At 49.9% G+C, this 18,336-nt stretch carries 18 protein-coding genes; 6 read left to right on the plus strand and 12 right to left on the minus strand.

Going from position 1 to position 18,336, the window contains the following annotated elements; all coding sequences use genetic code 11:
* Positions 1–71: 71 nt before the first annotated feature.
* Together rsgA and CHB92_RS08330 are read right to left on the minus strand one after the other, a co-directional pair.
* Positions 72–995, minus strand: coding sequence for a ribosome small subunit-dependent GTPase A (gene rsgA, locus CHB92_RS08325; RefSeq protein WP_089318733.1), 924 nt, complete (start codon positions 993–995; stop codon positions 72–74).
* Complete coding sequence (locus CHB92_RS08330) at positions 992–2,242, minus strand: 3-deoxy-D-manno-octulosonic acid transferase (protein WP_089318894.1); 1,251 nt, start codon at positions 2,240–2,242, stop codon at positions 992–994. The genes rsgA and CHB92_RS08330 overlap by 4 nt, the downstream gene beginning before the upstream one ends.
* Before the next feature lie 209 nt (positions 2,243–2,451).
* On the opposite strand from CHB92_RS08330, the gene CHB92_RS08335 reads away from it, so the two are divergent.
* Positions 2,452–3,327 (plus strand): dimethylarginine dimethylaminohydrolase family protein, encoded by an 876-nt coding sequence (locus CHB92_RS08335; RefSeq protein ID WP_179222989.1) that lies wholly within the window; start codon positions 2,452–2,454, stop codon positions 3,325–3,327.
* A gap of 59 nt (positions 3,328–3,386) precedes the next feature.
* Here the strand turns inward: CHB92_RS08335 and CHB92_RS08340 are convergent, their stop codons facing one another.
* The 4 genes from CHB92_RS08340 to CHB92_RS08355 all read right to left on the minus strand — a co-directional run bounded on the left by CHB92_RS08340 (position 3,387) and on the right by CHB92_RS08355 (position 6,443).
* Complete coding sequence (locus CHB92_RS08340) at positions 3,387–4,025, minus strand: peroxiredoxin (protein ID WP_089318734.1); 639 nt, start codon at positions 4,023–4,025, stop codon at positions 3,387–3,389.
* Between the two features lie 26 nt (positions 4,026–4,051).
* A complete protein-coding gene (locus tag CHB92_RS08345; protein ID WP_089318735.1) occupies positions 4,052–4,516 on the minus strand; it encodes a Fur family transcriptional regulator in 465 nt (154 codons plus the stop codon).
* A gap of 306 nt (positions 4,517–4,822) precedes the next feature.
* Complete coding sequence (locus CHB92_RS25780) at positions 4,823–4,963, minus strand: hypothetical protein (protein ID WP_179222990.1); 141 nt, start codon at positions 4,961–4,963, stop codon at positions 4,823–4,825.
* Positions 4,964–5,186: 223 nt separating this feature from the next.
* Positions 5,187–6,443, minus strand: a complete 1,257-nt coding sequence (locus CHB92_RS08355; RefSeq protein ID WP_089318737.1) for an aspartate kinase — start codon at positions 6,441–6,443, stop codon at positions 5,187–5,189.
* A gap of 89 nt (positions 6,444–6,532) precedes the next feature.
* Between CHB92_RS08355 and fbp the strand changes: the two genes are divergently transcribed.
* A complete protein-coding gene (gene fbp, locus CHB92_RS08360; protein WP_089318738.1) occupies positions 6,533–7,555 on the plus strand; it encodes a class 1 fructose-bisphosphatase in 1,023 nt (340 codons plus the stop codon).
* A gap of 92 nt (positions 7,556–7,647) precedes the next feature.
* Here fbp and CHB92_RS08365 read toward each other — a convergent pair whose 3' ends face one another.
* The 4 genes from CHB92_RS08365 to yihA all read right to left on the minus strand — a co-directional run bounded on the left by CHB92_RS08365 (position 7,648) and on the right by yihA (position 9,599).
* Positions 7,648–7,956 carry a hypothetical protein gene (locus CHB92_RS08365; protein WP_089318739.1) on the minus strand — a complete coding sequence of 103 codons (309 nt, stop codon included), beginning with the start codon at positions 7,954–7,956 and terminating at the stop codon, positions 7,648–7,650.
* Between the two features lie 78 nt (positions 7,957–8,034).
* Positions 8,035–8,490 (minus strand): DUF5606 family protein, encoded by a 456-nt coding sequence (locus tag CHB92_RS08370; protein WP_089318740.1) that lies wholly within the window; start codon positions 8,488–8,490, stop codon positions 8,035–8,037.
* Between the two features lie 21 nt (positions 8,491–8,511).
* Positions 8,512–8,919, minus strand: a complete 408-nt coding sequence (locus tag CHB92_RS08375) for an energy transducer TonB (RefSeq protein WP_089318741.1) — start codon at positions 8,917–8,919, stop codon at positions 8,512–8,514.
* Positions 8,920–8,993: 74 nt separating this feature from the next.
* Positions 8,994–9,599, minus strand: coding sequence for a ribosome biogenesis GTP-binding protein YihA/YsxC (gene yihA, locus CHB92_RS08380; RefSeq protein WP_089318742.1), 606 nt, complete (start codon positions 9,597–9,599; stop codon positions 8,994–8,996).
* Positions 9,600–10,045: 446 nt separating this feature from the next.
* Here yihA and CHB92_RS08385 point away from each other — a divergent pair, with 446 nt between their 5' ends.
* The 4 genes from CHB92_RS08385 to CHB92_RS08400 all read left to right on the plus strand — a co-directional run bounded on the left by CHB92_RS08385 (position 10,046) and on the right by CHB92_RS08400 (position 14,061).
* Entirely contained in the window at positions 10,046–11,611 is a 1,566-nt protein-coding gene (locus tag CHB92_RS08385) for a tetratricopeptide repeat protein (RefSeq protein WP_089318743.1), read from the plus strand.
* A 264-nt stretch (positions 11,612–11,875) separates the two neighbouring features.
* On the plus strand, positions 11,876–12,598 hold the full coding sequence (gene ubiE, locus CHB92_RS08390) for a bifunctional demethylmenaquinone methyltransferase/2-methoxy-6-polyprenyl-1,4-benzoquinol methylase UbiE (protein ID WP_089318744.1): 723 nt from the start codon (positions 11,876–11,878) through the stop codon (positions 12,596–12,598).
* An 11-nt stretch (positions 12,599–12,609) separates the two neighbouring features.
* Positions 12,610–13,311, plus strand: a complete 702-nt coding sequence (porT, locus tag CHB92_RS08395) for a type IX secretion/gliding motility protein PorT/SprT (RefSeq protein WP_245842391.1) — start codon at positions 12,610–12,612, stop codon at positions 13,309–13,311.
* Positions 13,312–13,314: 3 nt separating this feature from the next.
* A complete protein-coding gene (locus CHB92_RS08400; protein ID WP_089318746.1) occupies positions 13,315–14,061 on the plus strand; it encodes an SDR family NAD(P)-dependent oxidoreductase in 747 nt (248 codons plus the stop codon).
* Positions 14,062–14,256: 195 nt separating this feature from the next.
* Here CHB92_RS08400 and CHB92_RS08405 read toward each other — a convergent pair whose 3' ends face one another.
* Both CHB92_RS08405 and CHB92_RS08410 read right to left on the minus strand, forming a co-directional pair.
* Positions 14,257–16,347, minus strand: coding sequence for a prolyl oligopeptidase family serine peptidase (locus tag CHB92_RS08405; RefSeq protein WP_089318747.1), 2,091 nt, complete (start codon positions 16,345–16,347; stop codon positions 14,257–14,259).
* A 287-nt stretch (positions 16,348–16,634) separates the two neighbouring features.
* A complete protein-coding gene (locus CHB92_RS08410) occupies positions 16,635–18,227 on the minus strand; it encodes a hypothetical protein (protein WP_089318748.1) in 1,593 nt (530 codons plus the stop codon).
* Between the last annotated feature and the right edge of the window lie 109 nt (positions 18,228–18,336).

The following is an 18,336-nucleotide window of genomic DNA, read 5'->3' on the forward strand; positions in this document are numbered from 1 at the left end:
CGAATAGGCCTAAAAAGGGAGCGGCAGGTGTCTACACAGACCTGCCGCTCCCTTTTGTCTAAATGGCGGAACTATTTCCTGTTATCCTGGCCGTGCAGCATGCTCAGGTAACTTTCATAACGGCTCAGGGAGATCTCATTACGGCGTACGGCCTCGATCACGGCGCAGCCTGGCTCATTAAAGTGGGTGCAGTTGTTGAACCGGCACTGGTTCAGGCGTTCGCGCATCTCGGGGAAGAAATGGCTTAACTCTACCGGCGGAATGTCTACGATGCCCAGTTCCTTTATCCCGGGGGTATCAATAATAAAGGTATCCTCATTCACCTCAAACATCTCGGCAAAGGTGGTGGTGTGTACCCCTTTATCTGAGAAGTCAGAGATTTCCGATGTCTTCAGCTCCAGGTCCGGTACCAGCAGGTTGATGAGCGAGGACTTGCCAACACCGGAGTGGCCGGAGAGGAGTGTGGTTTTCCCCTGTAATAATTCCCGGATCGCCTCAATCCCCTCTTCGTTCTTAGCCGATACCGGCAGGCTACCATAACCTATCGCTCCATACATATGGCTGATCTGGCGCTGGTAATCCTGAACGTCCTCATCGTAAAGGTCCGTTTTATTGAAAATTAGCATGGCCGGAATATCATAGGCCTCAGCTGTAACCAGGAAACGGTCGATGAAGCCGAAGGAGGTACGCGGTGAAACCAGGGTAACGATCAGAAAGGCCTGGTCGAGGTTGGCTGCAATAATATGAGAGAAGGCCGATTTATGGGTCGACTGCCGGATGATATAATTTTCACGGTCCTGGATTTGGTTGATAACAGCCGTGTCGTCCCCGCTTTCCTCCACCTCAAAGTCTACCTTATCGCCCACAGCCAGGGGGTTACTTACCTTCAGGCCTTTAATCTTAAACTTGCCCCGCAGGCGTGCGCGGTGCAGTTTTCCCTCCTCATCACGTACCAGATACCAGGACCCTGTCGATTTTACTACAACTCCTTTCATGCGATTTCCTTTATCAGGCTTTTCATATCAGCTATTATCCGCTTCGTGGCACCTGCCTGTTTCTTTACGTATCGTTTTTCGGTATCGGTTATTTTTTGTCTGGCTCCTGCCTCCAGGTGTACCTGCTCAAAGGCGGCCAACAGCTCCTCTGCGTCCTGAATAGGAAAGGCACATTGTAGCGCTACGAGGTCTTTTGCCTCCTGAAACTTTTCGTACTTAGGCCCAAAGAAAAGTGGGAGTCCAAAAACGGCTGCTTCTAAGGTGTTATGCAGGCCTTTCCCAAAGGCCCCGCCAACGTAGGCATAGGTGCCATAACGGTAGAGCGAAGACAGCATCCCAACGTTGTCGATAACCAGTACATCTTGTTGGGGTGCGTCCGCCGCCGTCGTTTTGGAAAAGCGAACAGCCTTTCCTCCTAAAGCTTTCATAAGCTGCACAATGCCTTGTTCCTGCACCTCGTGCGGGGCAATGATGAACTTTATGGAGGCACGGTACTTCTGGATGAGCGGCAACAGAACATCAATGTCCGCAGGCCAACTGCTGCCTATCATAAAGACCGGTTGCTGTTGCACGAATGCCTCCACAAGCGGGATCTGCTTTACAGAGGCGGCTGTTTGCAGCACCCTGTCGAAGCGGGTATCCCCGGCAACGCTTGCCTGGGTGATGTGGATGCTTTGAAGTAGCTGCAGAGAGCTTTGGTTCTGTGTGTAAACGTGGGTAAAGCGGCGCAGGATGTTGCGGTAAAACTCCCCGTAAGGTTTAAAGAAAACCTGCTCCTGACGGAAGATAGCCGATATAGAGAGTGCCGGAACACGTTGTTGCTGGAGCTCCTGCAGGTAATAGTGCCAGAACTCATATTTCACAAACACGGCCAGTTTTGGCTGTACCACATCTAAAAAGCGCCGTGCATTAGAGGCGCTGTCCAGCGGCAGGTAAGCGATGTAGTCTGCGCCTGTGTAATTTTTGCGTACCTCGTAGCCGGAAGGAGAGAAGAAGGTAAGCAGTACCTTATAGGCCGGGAACTCCTCCCGAAAGGCCTCTATTACCGGGCGGCCCTGCTCAAACTCTCCCAAAGAGGCGCAGTGGAACCACACGACAGGCGCTTTGTGGCCACGTAAAGCTTCTTGCAGCCGCTCCAGCTGGTGCTCGCGCCCCTGCAGCATGAGCTTGGCCTTCTGGTTAAAGGGTGCTGCCAGCTTTAGGGCTGATTTGTATGCCGTCAGGCCGATATCGTAAAGTAACTTCAAATTTCGTACTTGCAGTGGCCGCAAAACAACCGGTAACGTGCATTGCCAGCCAGACCATGTTATCGTGCAAATATAAGGCATTGCGGTGGGATCAGCTGTCTTTGTCTGACAGAAGGCGTGGCAGCAGTATAAATACACCCATTTCGATACTTAGGCGTTATTTTTGCACCTGTGGCACTGCCAACATTTTGTTAATTCTAGAACCCTGCATGATACAGCAACACAGCGAGACAGATACACTGCAAAAGGTAATTATCGGTAGATACGAAAACTACAATGAGTCTCCCGCTTATGCGGAGCTGGTAAACGAGGAGCAAAAGACAGGACTGCCTCCACGCGAACAGCTGAAGGAGGAGTTCGAGAACTTCAGAAATGTGCTGACAGAGGCGGGCGTAGAGGTGCTGGTGCCGGATTATGTAGGCAAGTTTGTGTATGACCAGCTCACACCCCGCGATATTGGCGTGGTGATCGGGGAGAAGTTTCTGCTGTGCAATATGGTAAAGCGGAGCCGGCGCTACGAGAGCGCCGGTATTTTTCGCTACCTGCACCATATCCCCGACAGCGAGCCGAATATCATCATTCCCGATTCGCCTACCTGTTTTATAGAAGGAGGGGATATCCTGATTGATAAAGGAAACATCTTTGTAGCGGTGTCGCAGCGGACAAACCAGGAGGGGGTAGAGTTTCTGAAAGAGCAGTTTGGGGATGTGTTCAATATCGTACCCATCAAGGCCCGGGCGCTGGCAGAAGGAGAAAACGTGCTGCACCTGGATTGCATGTTTAACCCCGTAGGAGAGAAGGCTGCTCTGATTTATGAGGAAGGCTTTGAAGCGGTACCTAGGGAGATAACAGACGTGTACGAACTGATTAAAGTAGATAAAGCACAGCAGCAGGAGTTAGCAACAAACATTCTGTCCCTGTCACAGGATAAGGTCATCAGCCGCGATCATCCTTTATGTAAGCCCATTAACGATATGATAAGAAAGACCGGCGTGGAGGTGGTGGAGATAAAGTTTGATGCAGCACCTGCTACGGGAGGTTCTTTCAGGTGCTGCACCTTACCCTTGCTTAGAGGACAGTATTGAATAACAAAAAGGCCCCGGCAATTGCCGGGGCCTTTTTGTTATTTATAAGCAAGCTGTGCTTACTGGTTTCTGTTTGCAAGGTAGTTCGAAACACCTTCTTTTGTAGCCTGCATGGCTTCTTTGCCTTCTTCCCAGTTAGCAGGGCAAACTTCGCCTTTCTCCTCGAAGTACTGCAGGGCGTCTACCATGCGAAGTGCCTCGTCGATGCTGCGGCCTAGTGGAAGGTCGTTTACTACCTGGTGGCGTACCACACCTTCTTTGTCGATCAGGAACAAGCCACGGTAAGCTACAGGCTCTCCAACGAAAGTTACTTCACCTTCTTCATTGTAGTCGTAGTGACCAGCCAAAACGTCGTAGTTCTGAGCGATTGTCTTAGCCGCGTCAGCAACCAGAGGGTATGTTACACCCTGAATACCACCTTGGTCCTGAGGCGTGTTCAGCCAGGCAAAGTGTGATACGTGTGTGTCTGTAGAGCAACCAACAACGGCAACACCTTTGCGCTCGAAGTCAGCCAGACGGTCCTGGAAAGCCAGGATCTCAGTTGGACACACGAATGTGAAGTCCATTGGGTAGAAGAAGAACAGCACATGCTTCTTGCCTACATACTGCTCTAATGAGAAGTTTTCCTCAAAATCCTCACCGTTTACTACAGCCGTAGCTTTGAAAGAAGGCGCTTTTTTTCCTACTAATACTGCCATTTAAAATTAATTTAAAAGTTTAAAATCTATTTAGATACTCGTGAAATGCTGATCTGTTTTTCGGGCACTACCTTTTTGCCCGTTAATTGCACCGAAAAGCTCTTGATTTCGAAGTTCTCCAGGTTTCGTTTTCTGAAGAAGTCCTGCAGTAACTGTTCCAGTTCTGCATCCTCGTAATCAATGATCTCTTTGGTATTGCTGCAGTAGATATGGTTGTGCACCATTGTGTTCGCATCATAGCGCTTGCCTCCCTCTTCCGAAAGTACCCGCCGGATAAGTTCTGCCTCTACAAAGGTATCGAGGGTTTTGTACACCGTGCCTAAGGAGATGCTGGGGTTGGCAGGCTTTAAGTGCTGGTACACTTCCTCAGCGGTTGGGTGGTGCCCATGCAGCTCCGTCAGGGCTTCGTACACAACAATCCGCTGGTGCGTAGCTTTCAGGCTATTTTGCAAAAGGCGCTCTCGTAAGTACTGACGGTTAGTTTGCTGCATCTATCTAACTAAGAAAAATTCCTGTTTAGGAATTTATGCAAAGCTACAACAGATTTTTTTACAGAGCAAAAAGGTCGCCGCTAAACAACGAAAGCTTTTAAATGAGGACGATTAGGCAGAACACCTAAGCTGCTTCCTTTTATGATTGATATCAAGCTTGGGAGAGGGGCTTGTAGAGGCAATGCCAAACGTGTGCTGAAGGTAACCAAAGAAGGGGGGAGGGAGAAGTACAGCCAGTAAGGCCAGGGGTAAGCAATGCCCTTTTTGTGGAGGGCAAGCAAAGAATGATGACAATATTAGCAGAAGTCAAATAGGTCTTGAGCGGGAAGCTTCGCCCTGCGCAATCTTAAAATATAACTCATGTACATTCTTATACTGGTCCATGGGCTTATCAACCGGGGTTGTTGGAGGGGCTACTAAAAGCGGAATAGACCGGTCTATATGCATGATTTCCTGCGGTTTGTACATAAAACCAATAAGCAGAAGCACAAATAACAGACTTAGCTTAAGCAGAAATAACGGGGTGACTTTTTCAGCTGCTTGCATGGGCAAGTAAATAGGGCTTAAGACACAATATTACGTTTGTTACATGTAAAATAAAAATAACATATTGAATATGCAAAAAATTATATTGCATAAAAGCCAAAATATTTTAAAAAGATGCAGTCGCTTATTTGCTCACAAACTGAAAAGTTGTGCGAGTCCGTTGTTCCAGCAGTATCTCTTTTGCATCCATCAGCTTCGTTATACTTTCTGTTGTGTAGTTCTTTATGGTAAAAAGACGCAGGTTGGTGTTATAGTGAATTACAAACTGGTCATGCAGTCTTTGCATCAGACGGTGTAAGCGCTCCGCATGGAAGTCGGTGCAGATAGAGAAGGAGATAGCGGAGTTTTGCATGAGGTTTATCTTAATCCGCAGTTCGGATAAGACACCAAAAATAGTGCTTAGGTTTTTCTCAGAAACGAAAGTAAAGTCTTTAACGGCGAAGGAAACCAGGCACTGGTTTTCTTTGATGATATAGGCCGGAGCCAGTTTATCGAACCGGCAGTTATAGATCTTGGTGCCTGCCCCTGTTGGGTTCAGGAAAGACTTAACATGGAGCGGAATCTGCTTGTTGGCAAGGGGCTTGATCGTTTTGGGGTGTATAACAGAGGCCCCGTAGTAAGCCATTTCAACGGTTTCCTGGTAAGAGATCTCCGCGTAGCGCACTGTGTCCGGAAAATACTTCGGGTCAGCGTTTAACAGCCCCTCCACATCTTTCCAGATGCACATCTCTGTCGCATCGAGTCCGTAGGCAAAAATAGCGGCGCTAAAATCAGAGCCTTCGCGGCCAAGGGTCGTCGTGCGGCCTTCAGGTGTGCCTCCCAAGAAGCCCTGCGTCACCACCAGTTCCTGCTCTAAAACAGCGGGTAAGTCTTGCTTGATCTGCCGCTCTGTGCTCACCCAGTCTACTTTCGCCTCGCGCCAGCTACTGTCTGTTCGGATGTACTTTCTACTATCCACCCACTTGTTTTGTAGCCCCTGCTCTTGCAGGAAGTAGTGGAGGATAGAGGAAGACAACAACTCGCCGTAGCTAACAATCTGATCGTACAGTTGGTCGTACTCACCGGAAGGATCCATGCTTTGCAGGTCCTGTAGCAGGAGACGGAGTAAGTGCTCCTGCCTTTCGTGTGCCGGATGCTGCTGTGGGAACAACTCCTGCAATACGCCCGTGTGATAGTCCTTTAGTTGCGTGTACTCCTGCTGAAAGTCCTTCTGTTGGTAGGCCAGGTCCATGACCTGCTCTAAAGCATTGGTGGTTTTACCCATGGCGGAGACCACCAGTAACAATTGCCTTTCACCTCCCTGTGTTCTTACGATGCTGGCCAGGTTGCGGAACGCGCTGGCGTCTTTTACCGATGCACCACCAAATTTATATACTTTCATCCTGTCTTAGCTTAAGTTCCGTAAAAGTAGGCATAGTTCGCCGGAATGCCCAAAATCAATGTTTTTCTATATAGGTCAAAATCAATCGTATGAACGACAAACTCGCACTCCCTGTTGGCACTACGCTGGACAGGTTTATCATGCGGAAACAGGAAGAGTTTCCCTTCGCGACAGGAGAGCTGTCGCAACTGCTACGCGACATAGCCCTCGCGGCAAAAATCGTAAACCGGGAAATTAACCGTGCCGGTTTGCTGGATGTAACAGGTGCCTACGGAAACCAGAACATACAGGGGGAAGAGCAGCAAAAACTGGATGTCATCGCCAACATCCGCTTTATACGGGCCTTGCGGAACGGGGGGGAGGTGTGCACGATCATCTCGGAAGAGGAGGATGACGTCATACAGACCGGTAACCACCGGGGCAAGTACATCGTGGCAATAGACCCGCTGGACGGTTCCTCCAACATCGACGTGAACGTATCAATCGGGACGATCTTCTCTATTTACAGGAGAAAGTCCGAGACAGGTTCTAACGGTACAATGGAGGATTGCCTGCAGCAGGGCACCCGGCAGGTGGCGGCGGGCTATGTGATCTATGGATCCTCTACGATGTTGGTCTACACCACGGGGCACGGGGTAAACGGCTTTACGTATGAGCCGTCTCTAGGCGAGTTCTTCCTGTCGCACCCCAATATTACCACGCCGGCAGACGGCACTACTTATTCGTGTAACGAGGGTAACATGAACAGCTTTCCGGAGGGGATCCAGAACTACGTGAACTACTGCAAAGACCAGAACTACTCTGCCCGCTACATTGGATCCCTGGTAGCAGACTTTCACCGGAATCTGCTAAAGGGCGGGATTTACATGTATCCTCCGACGAATAAAGCGCCAAGTGGAAAGCTGCGCCTGATTTACGAGTGCAATGCCCTGGCTTTTATCATTGAGCAGGCGGGGGGCAAGGCTACCACCGGCTTCAAGCGCATCATGGACCTGCAACCGGAAGAGTTGCACCAGCGTTGCCCGCTGCTAATCGGCTCGGCAAAGATGGTGGATAAAGCGGAAGCCTTCTTAAAGGAGGTTGAAGTGGAAGAAGGCATCGTTTCAAAATAAAGCACCACATACTGTGAAAAAGCGAAGGCAGCGAGGATAAGTCCTCGCTGCCTTCGCTTTTCTGTATCCATACCAGGGAGGAGTTCCAGCCTTTACCTTTGCCGGTACCTGTCCCGTATCTCGGCCTTCCGCAGTTCCCGTTTTATAATCAGCCGGGCAATTCGCTCCGCTATAGTTTCCGGATCGTCAGCCACCATGGCCTCTTTAACTTTATGTTCTTCCACATCAATGCGATACAGGATGTGTAACAAGCGGTTCAGGTCCGAGTGAAGCAGGTGCAACACCACCCGGGCAAGCTTGTACTGCAGGGCTTCCAGGTCCTGACCAGGTAGGTTCTCTATGTCAAAAACCCGCTGGAGGTGGTTTGTAGCACTTGTAACAATGGCAGGTGAATAGGGCATAAGCTTGGAGTTTGGAGGCGCCTGCGGAAACAGAAAAGCCCCTCTGGAGGGAAGGGCCTTTTTGTATTTTCGTAATGGTTATGCTTGTTCTTCTTTGCCTTCGTCTGTTTTCGAGTCAGAAGCTTCTGCTTGCTCTTGTGCCGTAAAGCCCACGTGCTGGTTCACGATCTGGTACCAGTTCGCCAGCTTTTTCATGTCTGATACGTACACGCGGTCTTCATCAAAGTTGGGCAGCACGTCATACATAAAGCTTTTGTAATCCTCGTTGCTTGGCTTTTCGCTCAGGGGCAGGTCACTGCCATACTTCTGGTGAACTCTGTCAAACACTTCGGCGAGGGGCACAGTACCTTCTTCATCAGTAGTATAAATAGAAATCTCATCCAGTAATGACATGCGGTGCCGCGCCTGTGCGACCAGCGTCTTTGGGTTCTCTTCCAAGCTTTCCACAATAACACCGGTACGCGTTGGCTTTACCACACGGTAAAGGCCACTCATGCCAGAAATGGCTGCAATTTGTCTTAAATCAATAGGCATAAAAGAATAAACATTTGGTGGTTATAATTTAAACATAATTGGGATGCTGGCATCCAGTCGGTAGCCCGGGGCTTTAAATTTAAGCAGCTTGGCCACACGAAGGGCTTCTTCACCTGTGCCGGCACCTTGGGTGCGGATTACCTTAAAGTTAGAGGTAGACCCATCTTCATTCACTGTAAAGCCTATGATACAGTCGCCCTGCACCCGGTGACGTTTGGCCATAGGCGGGTAGCTCAGCTCCTCGTAGATAGCCTTGTACATGGCCTCCTGGCCCCCGTCATAGTGCTCGGCTACCGGAACGACTTTCTCTGGCACCCACACGTTGTTTTCCTGCTGCGGGGCAGCTTGCTTTGTCTCTGTGTTCTGAGCGGCCACGGTGCCGGCCATCAAAGCAAATAAAAGAAACAAAAAGGAGAATTTTCTTTTCATAAAGGGTAAATATTAAGTTTAGATGTTATGGGGAGCTATGGTTCGGGCAGAGATGCAGACCTTGATACAGGCGGCTACTGATTTTGCATCTGTATGTTTACTTCGTCAATAAAATTCAGGATCTCGTCGCGCCCTGCCTTCGTTTCAGCTGATGTGCGAAACATTTGAGGAAGCTCTTCCCACGTTTCAAGCAGTTTACGCTGGTAGGCGGCGATGGTTGAGTCCGTCTTGACCGCTGATTGTTTGTCGAGTTTGGTGAACACAATAACAAAAGGCAAGCCCATGCCTCCTAAATAGTTAATAAACTCCAGGTCCTGCTTCAGCGGCTCATGGCGCGAGTCGATCAGCACGAATACGCAGGCTAAGTTTTCACGCTTCTGGAAGTAGAAATTGATCATTTTCTTCCACTTCTCTCTTTCTCCTTTGCTTACCTTGGCATAGCCATACCCGGGTAAGTCTACCAGGTACCAGGAGTCATTTATCAGGAAGTGGTTGATCAGTTGTGTCTTTCCGGGGGAGGAAGAAGTTTTCGCTAAGCCTTTCTGCTCGGTCAGCATGTTGATAAGAGACGACTTGCCCACGTTTGAGCGTCCGATAAAAGCGTACTCCGGCTTGTTTGGGGCCGGGCAATCCTCTACACGGGTATTGCTCATCAAAAACTTTGCTTCTTTAATAATCATGCTGCTGGTTTAAATACGCACTCATTTCCGTGGATACAGCTTCGGCCATGTGATTACAGCATCGCAAACTGCGCCTTGTGCAAGGCTTGAGTTTTCATCTCAAAGATACTGATTTTCTCCTAACAAAGTGAAAGCCCTCTTTACTTGGCTAGGGGTGAGTGAATGGCGTCCGGAACACGGAGGAAGATCTGTGAGGAAGTGCTTTTTTAATGTCGCAGCAGCAGGGCAAAGCTGTCTGCATGTAGTTAATTGCTGTTGTCAGCATCATCTGTAGCAGCGTAAAAAGGGAGTGCCTAAATCAGTAGTATTCAATAAAGTATAGGTTAATATATGGACAACTCTTAATGTAATTCGTACAAATACCACTACTGTATGAACCGGGTTGTTAGCTGCGGGCACTATGGTGCGCAAGCTGTACCCAACCCTGAGATATTGAAGACTTAGCTATGCGTTTAGAAACCAAACATACTATCCGATATGCGACCCTGCTGGTACTGAGTTGCCTGTTAGTAAGTACAGCACTAGCTCAGAGCACTAGAAAGCTGCTCAGGAAGGGAAACAGGTTTTTTGAGAGAGGGAACTACAGGGAAGCCGCTTCCTACTATGAGAAAGCGCTTGCTAAAGAACCTGCCAATGTTAAAGTACTGTATCCTGCTGGGGTTAGCTATCTAACGTTTGATAAAGAGAAAGCCGCTGATTACCTGTACCGCGTACAGAAGCTAGAGCCGGACTTTGACAGGGACTTGGATTACTGGTTAGGCCGCGTAAACCTGATTAACTACCATTTCGATACCGCCATTGAGCACTTCCAGGAGTACCAGGAGGAGCTGCCAAAGCGATATGCAGAACGGCATGAGGAGGTCAAGCGCCTCATTCAGAATGCAAAGAATGCAAAGCAGGAAGTAGCTAACCCTAAAGATGTATTTGTGAAGAATCTTGGAGAGGCTGTTAACACGCTCTATTCCGAGCACAGCCCTGCTATTTCATTAGATGATAATTACCTGCTTTATACTTCCAGAAGTGAGAAAGCAACAGGAAACCAGGAAGCCAGAGATGGAGAATACTTTGAGGATATCTTTGAGACAAAGCGGACGTCTGAGGGGGAGTGGGACAAACCAAGCGTAGTTGCCGGCGAGCTAAACAGCTCGGTTCATGACGCTTCCATTCAACTTTTTGATAATGATACCAAACTGTTGATGTACCGGTCCGAGAACAACGGCGATATCCTGGTATCAGAGCGGGGGGCTGGTGGTAGCTGGGGAAAACCAAGGAGCATAAGTGACCAAGTGAACACCCGGGACTTTGAGGCGGACGCTTTTATTACCCCCGATGGGCAGACACTTCTTTATTCTACCAGTCACTACTCCAAAAACGGGGACCTGGACATTTACATGGTCAAGAAGGATGAGAAAGGCAACTGGGGTTCGCCAATAAGTGTAGGCGAAACTATTAATACCCCTTATGATGATGATAGCCCTTTTCTTGCCCGGGACGGCTCGCTCTATTTTGCCTCCCGGGGCCATAACTCCATGGGTGGCTATGATATTTTTGTCGCAAAGTTTGATCCTGTGGCGAACAAATGGACGGTTCCCGAGAACCTGGGGGCGCCCATCAATACCCCTGACGAGGACACGTACTACCGCTTGGCACCAGATGGTAGTTACGCTTATTTGACGTCTTATCGTCTTGGAGGCTTTGGTGAAACGGACATTTATAGGATCAACTATATTCGAAACGTAAACGTGAGCGGGCAGGTGCTGTCTAAGGCTGATGGCACCAGTATGCCTGAAGTTGAACTTGTCTTTAACGGCATGCAGGCGAATAAGCACCCTATTTCCTACCGCAGCGTGTCCGATGCCTCTCTGGCCAACTATAAGGTCGACTTGCTTTCTGGCAGAAAGTATCAGGTGCAGTTTTTGAAAGATGGGAAGCTAATAGGTGAACAAGAGTTTGAAGTGCCCCTGGTGCTGGACGAAGCCACGACTCTTACCCAAAACTTTTATGTTGACTAAGGGAATGCGGCGAGTCTTGTGAGGTGCCCTGCACTGGTGTTGGAGCCGTTGCTAACTGTAGAGAAGAGCTGAAGGTGCCATCCAGCAAAGGGGAAGGCTTGATAAGTATAGCGCTGACTAAGCGCTTGTAGCCACAGAAACGGTACGCCGGAGAGCAGGCTGGGTATTCGCCCAGCCTGCTTTTTTTATATTTCGGAACATAATCCGTGAATTATAGTTTTAGGAAGAGTATTTTTGCCGGCCTAACACCTTATACCTTAACCCATGGCGGTAGTACCTTACAAAGACCAGAACGAGAACAAGAAATCGCAGGTGGCTACGATGTTTAACAACATCGCGGGCAAGTACGACTTCCTGAACCACTTTCTCAGTGCTGGCATCGATATTATCTGGAGAAAGAAGGCTGTTAGCCTGCTTGCTCCAGAAAAGCCTAAGTTCGTGCTGGACATTGCTACCGGCACCGCCGACTTTGCGATCGAAACCCTGCGTCTTAAGCCCGAGAAAATTGTAGGAGTGGACATCTCGGAGGGTATGTTGGCGGTGGGACGCGAGAAGCTTGCCAAGAAAGGCCTGACAGACAAGATTGAGTTGAAGTATGGGGATTCTGAAAACCTGCCGTTTGAAGACAATTCCTTTGATGCCATAACAGTAGCTTTCGGAGTACGCAACTTCGAGAACCTGGAGAAGGGGCTGGCGGACATGTACCGGGTCCTGAAGCCGGGCGGCACTGCCGTCGTGCTGGAATTCTCGAAGCCGCGCAGCTTCCCGATGAAGCAGCTTTATCAATTTTATTTTAAGAATATACTACCGGTGGTAGGGAAGATCGTTTCTAAAGATAATGCTGCCTATACTTATCTGCCTGAGTCCGTCCAGGCCTTTCCGGATGGGCAGAGTTTTCTTAATATTTATCAAAAAGTAGGATTTAGAAGCACGAAATGGCATTCACTCACATTTGGAATAAGCTCCATCTATATAGGAAAGAAATAGTTCTTATCAATTTGCTGGCATTGTTGCTGTTTGCTGGTACCACGGCAGAGGCGCAGGAGAAGATCATGACCATGAACAAGCCTGGTTATGACGAAAGACCCGTACACTATGGGTTTTACCTGGCTGTACCCTTTACCAAATATAACCTGCAACACTCCAAGGCCTATGTAGACCAGCAGAACGCTACAACACCGCACGTTGACGTGAACACGAAAACAAGCGTTGGGTTTTATACCGGCCTGGTGCTAAACGTGCGCCTGGCCCAGTACCTGGATGCCCGCTTTGTGCCCGGGGTAGGTTTCTATAACAGGAAAATAGAGTTCGCGAACGCCCTTCAGGATTCAGGGGAGCGCATGGATGAGGACCAAAGCATCAACTCTACGGTTATCGAACTGCCCTTCCTGTTAAAATACAGAGCCAAGCGACGCTCTAACCTGCGGCCGTACCTGGTGGCAGGGGTAAAGCCGGGCATTGATCTGGGGAAAGCCAAAAACGACGCGGGAGATAACAAGGAACTGCGTGTGGAGACTTTTGACATAGCGCTGGAGTACGGTATCGGCCTGGACGTCTTCTATCCCTATTTCAAATTTGCACCAGAGCTGCGCTTCTCCCACGGATTGTTTGACCAGCACAAGCCAACTGGCGAAGAGTATAGCAACTATATCCAGAAGCTGACCAACCACAACGTTTCACTCATCTTTTTCTTTGAATAAACTATGACGAAAATCGCACTCATTACCGGGGCTACCTCTGGTATCGGCTGGGCAACGGCTGTGGAACTGGCAGAAAAAGGCTACCGTATCATTGCCACAGGTCGCCGGGCAGAACGCCTGGAGGCCTTACAGCAGCAGTTAAGCGTGCCGGTCTATCCCCTGGTGTTCGACGTTCGGGATAAGGAAGCTGTGCAGGAGGCCATAGACTCCTTGCCTGAAGCCTGGCGGCAGGTAGAGGTGTTGGTAAACAATGCCGGTAATGCCCATGGCCTTGCCCCGATACAGGAGGGGGCACTGGATGACTGGGATGCGATGATCGATATAAATGTGAAAGGCCTGCTCTACGTAACCAAAGCCGTTTTGCCGCTGATGTTGCCGCAGAAAAAAGGCCACATCGTGAACATAGGCTCCATTGCAGGCAAAGAGGTGTACCCGAACGGGAACGTGTATTGCGGCTCAAAGCATGCTGTGGACGCCCTTTCGAAAGGCATGCGTATCGACCTGGTACAGGAAGGAATCAGAGTATCGGAGGTGAACCCGGGCTTGGTGGAAACAGAGTTTTCGGAAGTACGCTTTAAAGGAGACAAAGTACGTGCGGCCAGCGTGTACCAGGGATTTGAAGCCCTGCAGGCACAGGACATTGCCGAATTGATCAGCTTTATCGTTACCCGCCCGGCCCACGTTAACCTGGCAGAGGTGCTCGTGTTACCCACTGCACAGGCCTCAGCAACCGTATTGCATAAGCAATAGTTAGTGACGGGATTAAGGTATACAAAAGCCCCGCTTTCTTTGGCATCAGTGCCTCTGGAAGCGGGGCTTTTATAATTATCGAACTCAGCGCGCAGAAGAAGTCCTTGCGCTTGTGCTGAAGCTAGTACATGGCGTGCATGGATAACCTTTACGCCTTAGCCTTGGCTTAGCAGGTTCAGGTACCCGAAACACTTTTTACTGATCCTCTGAGAGAAGCTGCATCACAAAGGCATAAAGGTCTGCCTCCTCACGTACCATGGAATAAAGTCCTGTGGCCCCGTAATGCCCGGCGTCCTGCTCAGTTCTCAGAATGACCGGGTTCTTTTGCGCCGGACGGTTTTGCAGCGCGGCCACGAACTTATAAGAGTGGAAGGGGGGCACCCGGTCATCGTTAGAAGATGCCATCAGCAGCATGGCCGGGTAATTTACCGTTGGCTTTATATTATGCAATGGCGAGTACTCCCGGAGCTTCTGAAAACTGAGGCTGTCCTGCGTTGTACCGTACTCATCTACGTGCAGGGCCCCTACCGTGAATTTCTCAAAGCGCAACATGTCCAGTGGAGCCGCTACGGGAACTACTGCTTTGTACAGGTCCGGGCGCTGGATGGCAGCGGCGGCCACCACCAGGCCGCCGTTTGAGGCCCCTGTTGCCGCCAACCTGGCCGGATTGGTATAGCCCGCCTGAATAAGGTACTCTGCGGCAGCGTTGAAATCATCAAAGGAGGTTTGCTTATTGGCCCCGCGACCCTGCCTGGCCCACTCCTGGCCCAGTTCGCCACCGCCCCGGATAGATGCAAAGGCAAATACGCCCCCTTTTTTCACGAAGTGAATAATGCCCGGGTCAAAGTGCGGTGTGCTGATTACTCCAAAGCCACCGTAGGCCTTCAGGAGGGTCGGATTGCCGCCTTCGAGCCGGAGCCCTTTCTCATATATAAGCGTCATCGGGATCAGCGTGCCGTCTTTACCCGGATACTCGACCTCCTTATATTCAAAGTTGTCGATGTCATAAGACACGGTGGTGCGTTCAGTAAGCGTTCGCTCAAAAGTCTTCGTGTTGAACTTGTATACGACAGATGGGAAGGTATACGCATTGTAGCGGTAATACACCTCGTCTTTATTCGGGGCACCGGAGAAATTGTGCACAGACGTTGCCACAGGCAGCTCCAGGTTATACAGCATTTTGCCGGTATAGTCGAACACGGTGAGCAGTGGATGCCCCTTTACCAGAAAGGTTGCCACTATCCGGTCCTCCATCAGGTACGTTTCTGTAAGCAGTGCCTTGGAGAACTGCGGTATAATTTCCCGCCAGTTAAACGGGTTGGCCGGGTCTACCTCTACCAAACGTCCATTGGGGGCGTTGTGCGTGGTGTAGGCGAGAAGTTTGCCGTTACGGCTGTTCTGCACCTTAAACGTGAACGCAAGGTTCGCAAGCAGTGGCTTCAGGACAGGGGTTTCGCTGCTATAGTCGATGATAAAGGTGCTTTCCGTGCCTGTTACCTGGTGCTCTTCCCGAAGCACAAAGTAGCGGCCATCTGCTGTGGTGCTGAAATCAAACATGTAGTAGGCACTGTTGCGCTCAAAGATGAGCTTGTCCTGTGTTTGCTCGGTGCCCAGCTCGTGGTAGTACACTTTCTGCCCTTCGCCAGCCTTGGGGTAAGCGGCGTAAAAGAAGCCGTTCCCTTTCCATGCGATATTCGAGAACTTCACAAAGCGCAGATGGTCCGGGCGATGCCGTCCGCTTTTTAGCTCCACAACCTTGATCTCCGCCCAGTCACTGCCGTTGCGGCTGAACTGGTACGCCAGTAAATCAGAGCTTTGGGATACCTTATAGCCCTTCAGGTTGATGCGGTCAGTGGCAGAAATATCTTTAGGGTCCACGAGCGGCGATACGTTGTCCAGAGTGGGATTGTCACTCATGGTACTTTTGTAGTAGAGCCCTGAGGAGCCAGTGGTGTTATAGTAGTAATACCGGAAATAATAGTTGCCGTCTTTCACGAAGTTGTTGGTCGTCCGGACGTAGCTGTATTTATCGAAACCCAGGAAGGCGTTTGTCTTATTGGATGCCTTCGCGAGGAACTTCTTCGACACGCTGTTTTGCGACTCTACCCACTTGTTCGTTTCGATGCTGCGTAGGTCTTCGAGCCAGCGGTAATTATCTGTGATTATGTTCTTTTGATAGAAGGTGTCTACCACAGCGGTCTGGCGTGTAGCAGGGTATTCCAGGGTTTGGGCAAGTACCTGGCCTGCTTGCAGACAAGCCAGTAAAGGGAGTACAATTTGTTTCATAAAAGGCAGGTGTGGGTGAAGCCACAGCAGGCAGCGTGATCAAAACGCCAGCTGCGAATGGAGCTGCGGGTTGTGTTATTTTTATTTGAAGTAAAACTAACACAATTGTTCCTTTCCTGCCAATCGTTATTGTTTAAACATGGAAGTAGGAGGATTTGCTTGCAACAAAAAAGCCGGCCACAGAAACTCTGGACGGGAGGATGCATCAGGAACGGCACAGCATCCGGGGCTTTATAGTAAAGAAAATGAGGGAAATAAGAGTAAGCTTCTTTTTGGGGGTACTAGTTCTAAAAGCCTTCCCAGTCAAAGGCGTGCACGCGTATATCGTTCGTGCGTTTGTCTTTTGTTTCGCGACTCTTCTCTAGTTCTGTGCCCCGCTTCGTGTCATACACCCAGGTCTTCTTGCCTCCGCGTCTTACACGGGACGTGTCTTTTATCTCGTCTTCGCCACGCCCCCCATACACCTCTACTTTTATTCCCCGTTGCACATCCCCGCTTATCTCAAACTCATCTTCCCCAGCCAGTCCGCGCAAAGTGATTAGCTCCGTTTCTGGTCGGTAAAAAGTGCGCCGGTAGTATACTTTGTCGTCCGATTGTCGGCGCACCACAACCTCGGTCCGCTCATCATCCAGGCGTTTCACCTCAAACTTGTCCTCCTGGTTTGTGCCAACCACCAGCACTTCCTTCGCCAGTATCTCATAAAATTTGGCCGCCGCTTCATCCAGCATGTCCCGCCGGCTGATCAGGCTGCGCTCTGTACGCTCGCCGATCAGGTTGTAAACGGAGTCCGGGAATTGGCGCACGGCCCGGTCTATGACCTCATCTGTGAGGGCAACCTGAAGTTCTTTAGCCAGGGAGTCGAACTGTTGCCGTGTTACCTGCGACAGGGCACGTTTGTCTATGAACTCCGAGTTAACCGTCAGGGCCTTTACGTCATTGATCTCCTTGTCAAAAGACTCAAACTTGCGGATTCCCCAGTTGCGGGTAAGCAGCCAGGGGATAATGCCGTCCTGCCCCCGGTAAAAGACATTATCACGGTCTTCGGGGATTGGGCGGTAAATCTTCTCTCCGTCTTCTTCATATACGGCCCATTCCCACTGCCCCTCATGGCGGTCCCAATCGTTTACCAGGATGTCCAGGAGGCGGGCCTTGGCAAAAGCTGTTTCGTCTATAAAATGGTCGTTCTCACTAAAGCGGTTCTCAAGTACGGTTCCTGAACCATCAATATCCACAGCGTTTCCAAGCATCGGCGTGATGGTGTGCTCGTCATCAAACTTTTCCTCAAGCATGAACAAGTTATCACTGAAGGTATCGGTGTACTCGCCAAAGTCTGTATCGTTGGGGCGTACATACACGAGCCGCGGATTGCTATGATAGATCCCTGCTGCTTCCGCTAGCGGGGGAATGACAAAAGCCCCATAGGGGTTAATAGCAGAGATTTGGTCGCGGAGCACATTGGTCATAAAGGTTTTCCGCAAGCCTTTTGGTAGCACCTCCCTGGGATCTTTATCAATAGAGCGGAGGGCATAGGTAAAGCCGTCTTTTCCTACCAGTGTGAGGCTGGTTGTTTGAAAGCCCCCGCCAAGTTCTTCAATCTCCAAGCCTCCTTGCACGGTATCCATATCAAACACGGGTACTTTTACGGGGCTCGCCCATATGGGGCGGTTGTGCTGGCCCCAGAACAGGCGATGCAACCATCCGCGCTTGTAGTGCTTGCCCGCTTTTACCACTACGCTGTCTATGCCTTCCGGCGACTCTTGCAGTTTAGCATAAACTGTTGGGTCTACCACGGGTGTTTCAGCGAAGAAGTTCTTTCTGGCACAGCCAGTAAAGGTTAGTAAAAGAAGTACAAGTATTACTTGCCACGGTTTTATCATCATGGACGCCTATTCATTTTATTGTTAACACTTCTAACGTAAATCAGGCATTAAGTTTTCAGGCGAAGCGCCCTTGGGCCTTAGGCAAGGGCCCTCTTTGCTGAGCCGACAG

The sequence above is a fragment of the Pontibacter ummariensis genome (assembly GCF_900188175.1).
Lineage (GTDB): Bacteria > Bacteroidota > Bacteroidia > Cytophagales > Hymenobacteraceae > Pontibacter > Pontibacter ummariensis.

Bases quoted from the DNA above. Each gene is read 5' to 3' on its own strand.
- CHB92_RS08405 (WP_089318747.1), bottom strand. From the start codon at position 16,347: ATGAAACAAATTGTACTCCCTTTACTGGCTTGTCTGCAAGCAGGCCAG.
- CHB92_RS08365 (WP_089318739.1), bottom strand. From the start codon at position 7,956: ATGCCCTATTCACCTGCCATTGTTACAAGTGCTACAAACCACCTCCAG.
- CHB92_RS08345 (WP_089318735.1), bottom strand. From the start codon at position 4,516: ATGCAGCAAACTAACCGTCAGTACTTACGAGAGCGCCTTTTGCAAAAT.
- CHB92_RS08385 (WP_089318743.1), top strand. From the start codon at position 10,046: ATGCGTTTAGAAACCAAACATACTATCCGATATGCGACCCTGCTGGTA.
- CHB92_RS08355 (WP_089318737.1), bottom strand. From the start codon at position 6,443: ATGAAAGTATATAAATTTGGTGGTGCATCGGTAAAAGACGCCAGCGCG.
- CHB92_RS25780 (WP_179222990.1), bottom strand. From the start codon at position 4,963: ATGCATATAGACCGGTCTATTCCGCTTTTAGTAGCCCCTCCAACAACC.
- CHB92_RS08410 (WP_089318748.1), bottom strand. From the start codon at position 18,227: ATGATGATAAAACCGTGGCAAGTAATACTTGTACTTCTTTTACTAACC.
- CHB92_RS08375 (WP_089318741.1), bottom strand. From the start codon at position 8,919: ATGAAAAGAAAATTCTCCTTTTTGTTTCTTTTATTTGCTTTGATGGCC.
- ubiE (WP_089318744.1), top strand. From the start codon at position 11,876: ATGGCGGTAGTACCTTACAAAGACCAGAACGAGAACAAGAAATCGCAG.
- fbp (WP_089318738.1), top strand. From the start codon at position 6,533: ATGAACGACAAACTCGCACTCCCTGTTGGCACTACGCTGGACAGGTTT.
- CHB92_RS08340 (WP_089318734.1), bottom strand. From the start codon at position 4,025: ATGGCAGTATTAGTAGGAAAAAAAGCGCCTTCTTTCAAAGCTACGGCT.
- CHB92_RS08335 (WP_179222989.1), top strand. From the start codon at position 2,452: ATGATACAGCAACACAGCGAGACAGATACACTGCAAAAGGTAATTATC.
- rsgA (WP_089318733.1), bottom strand. From the start codon at position 995: ATGAAAGGAGTTGTAGTAAAATCGACAGGGTCCTGGTATCTGGTACGT.
- yihA (WP_089318742.1), bottom strand. From the start codon at position 9,599: ATGATTATTAAAGAAGCAAAGTTTTTGATGAGCAATACCCGTGTAGAG.
- CHB92_RS08370 (WP_089318740.1), bottom strand. From the start codon at position 8,490: ATGCCTATTGATTTAAGACAAATTGCAGCCATTTCTGGCATGAGTGGC.
- CHB92_RS08400 (WP_089318746.1), top strand. From the start codon at position 13,315: ATGACGAAAATCGCACTCATTACCGGGGCTACCTCTGGTATCGGCTGG.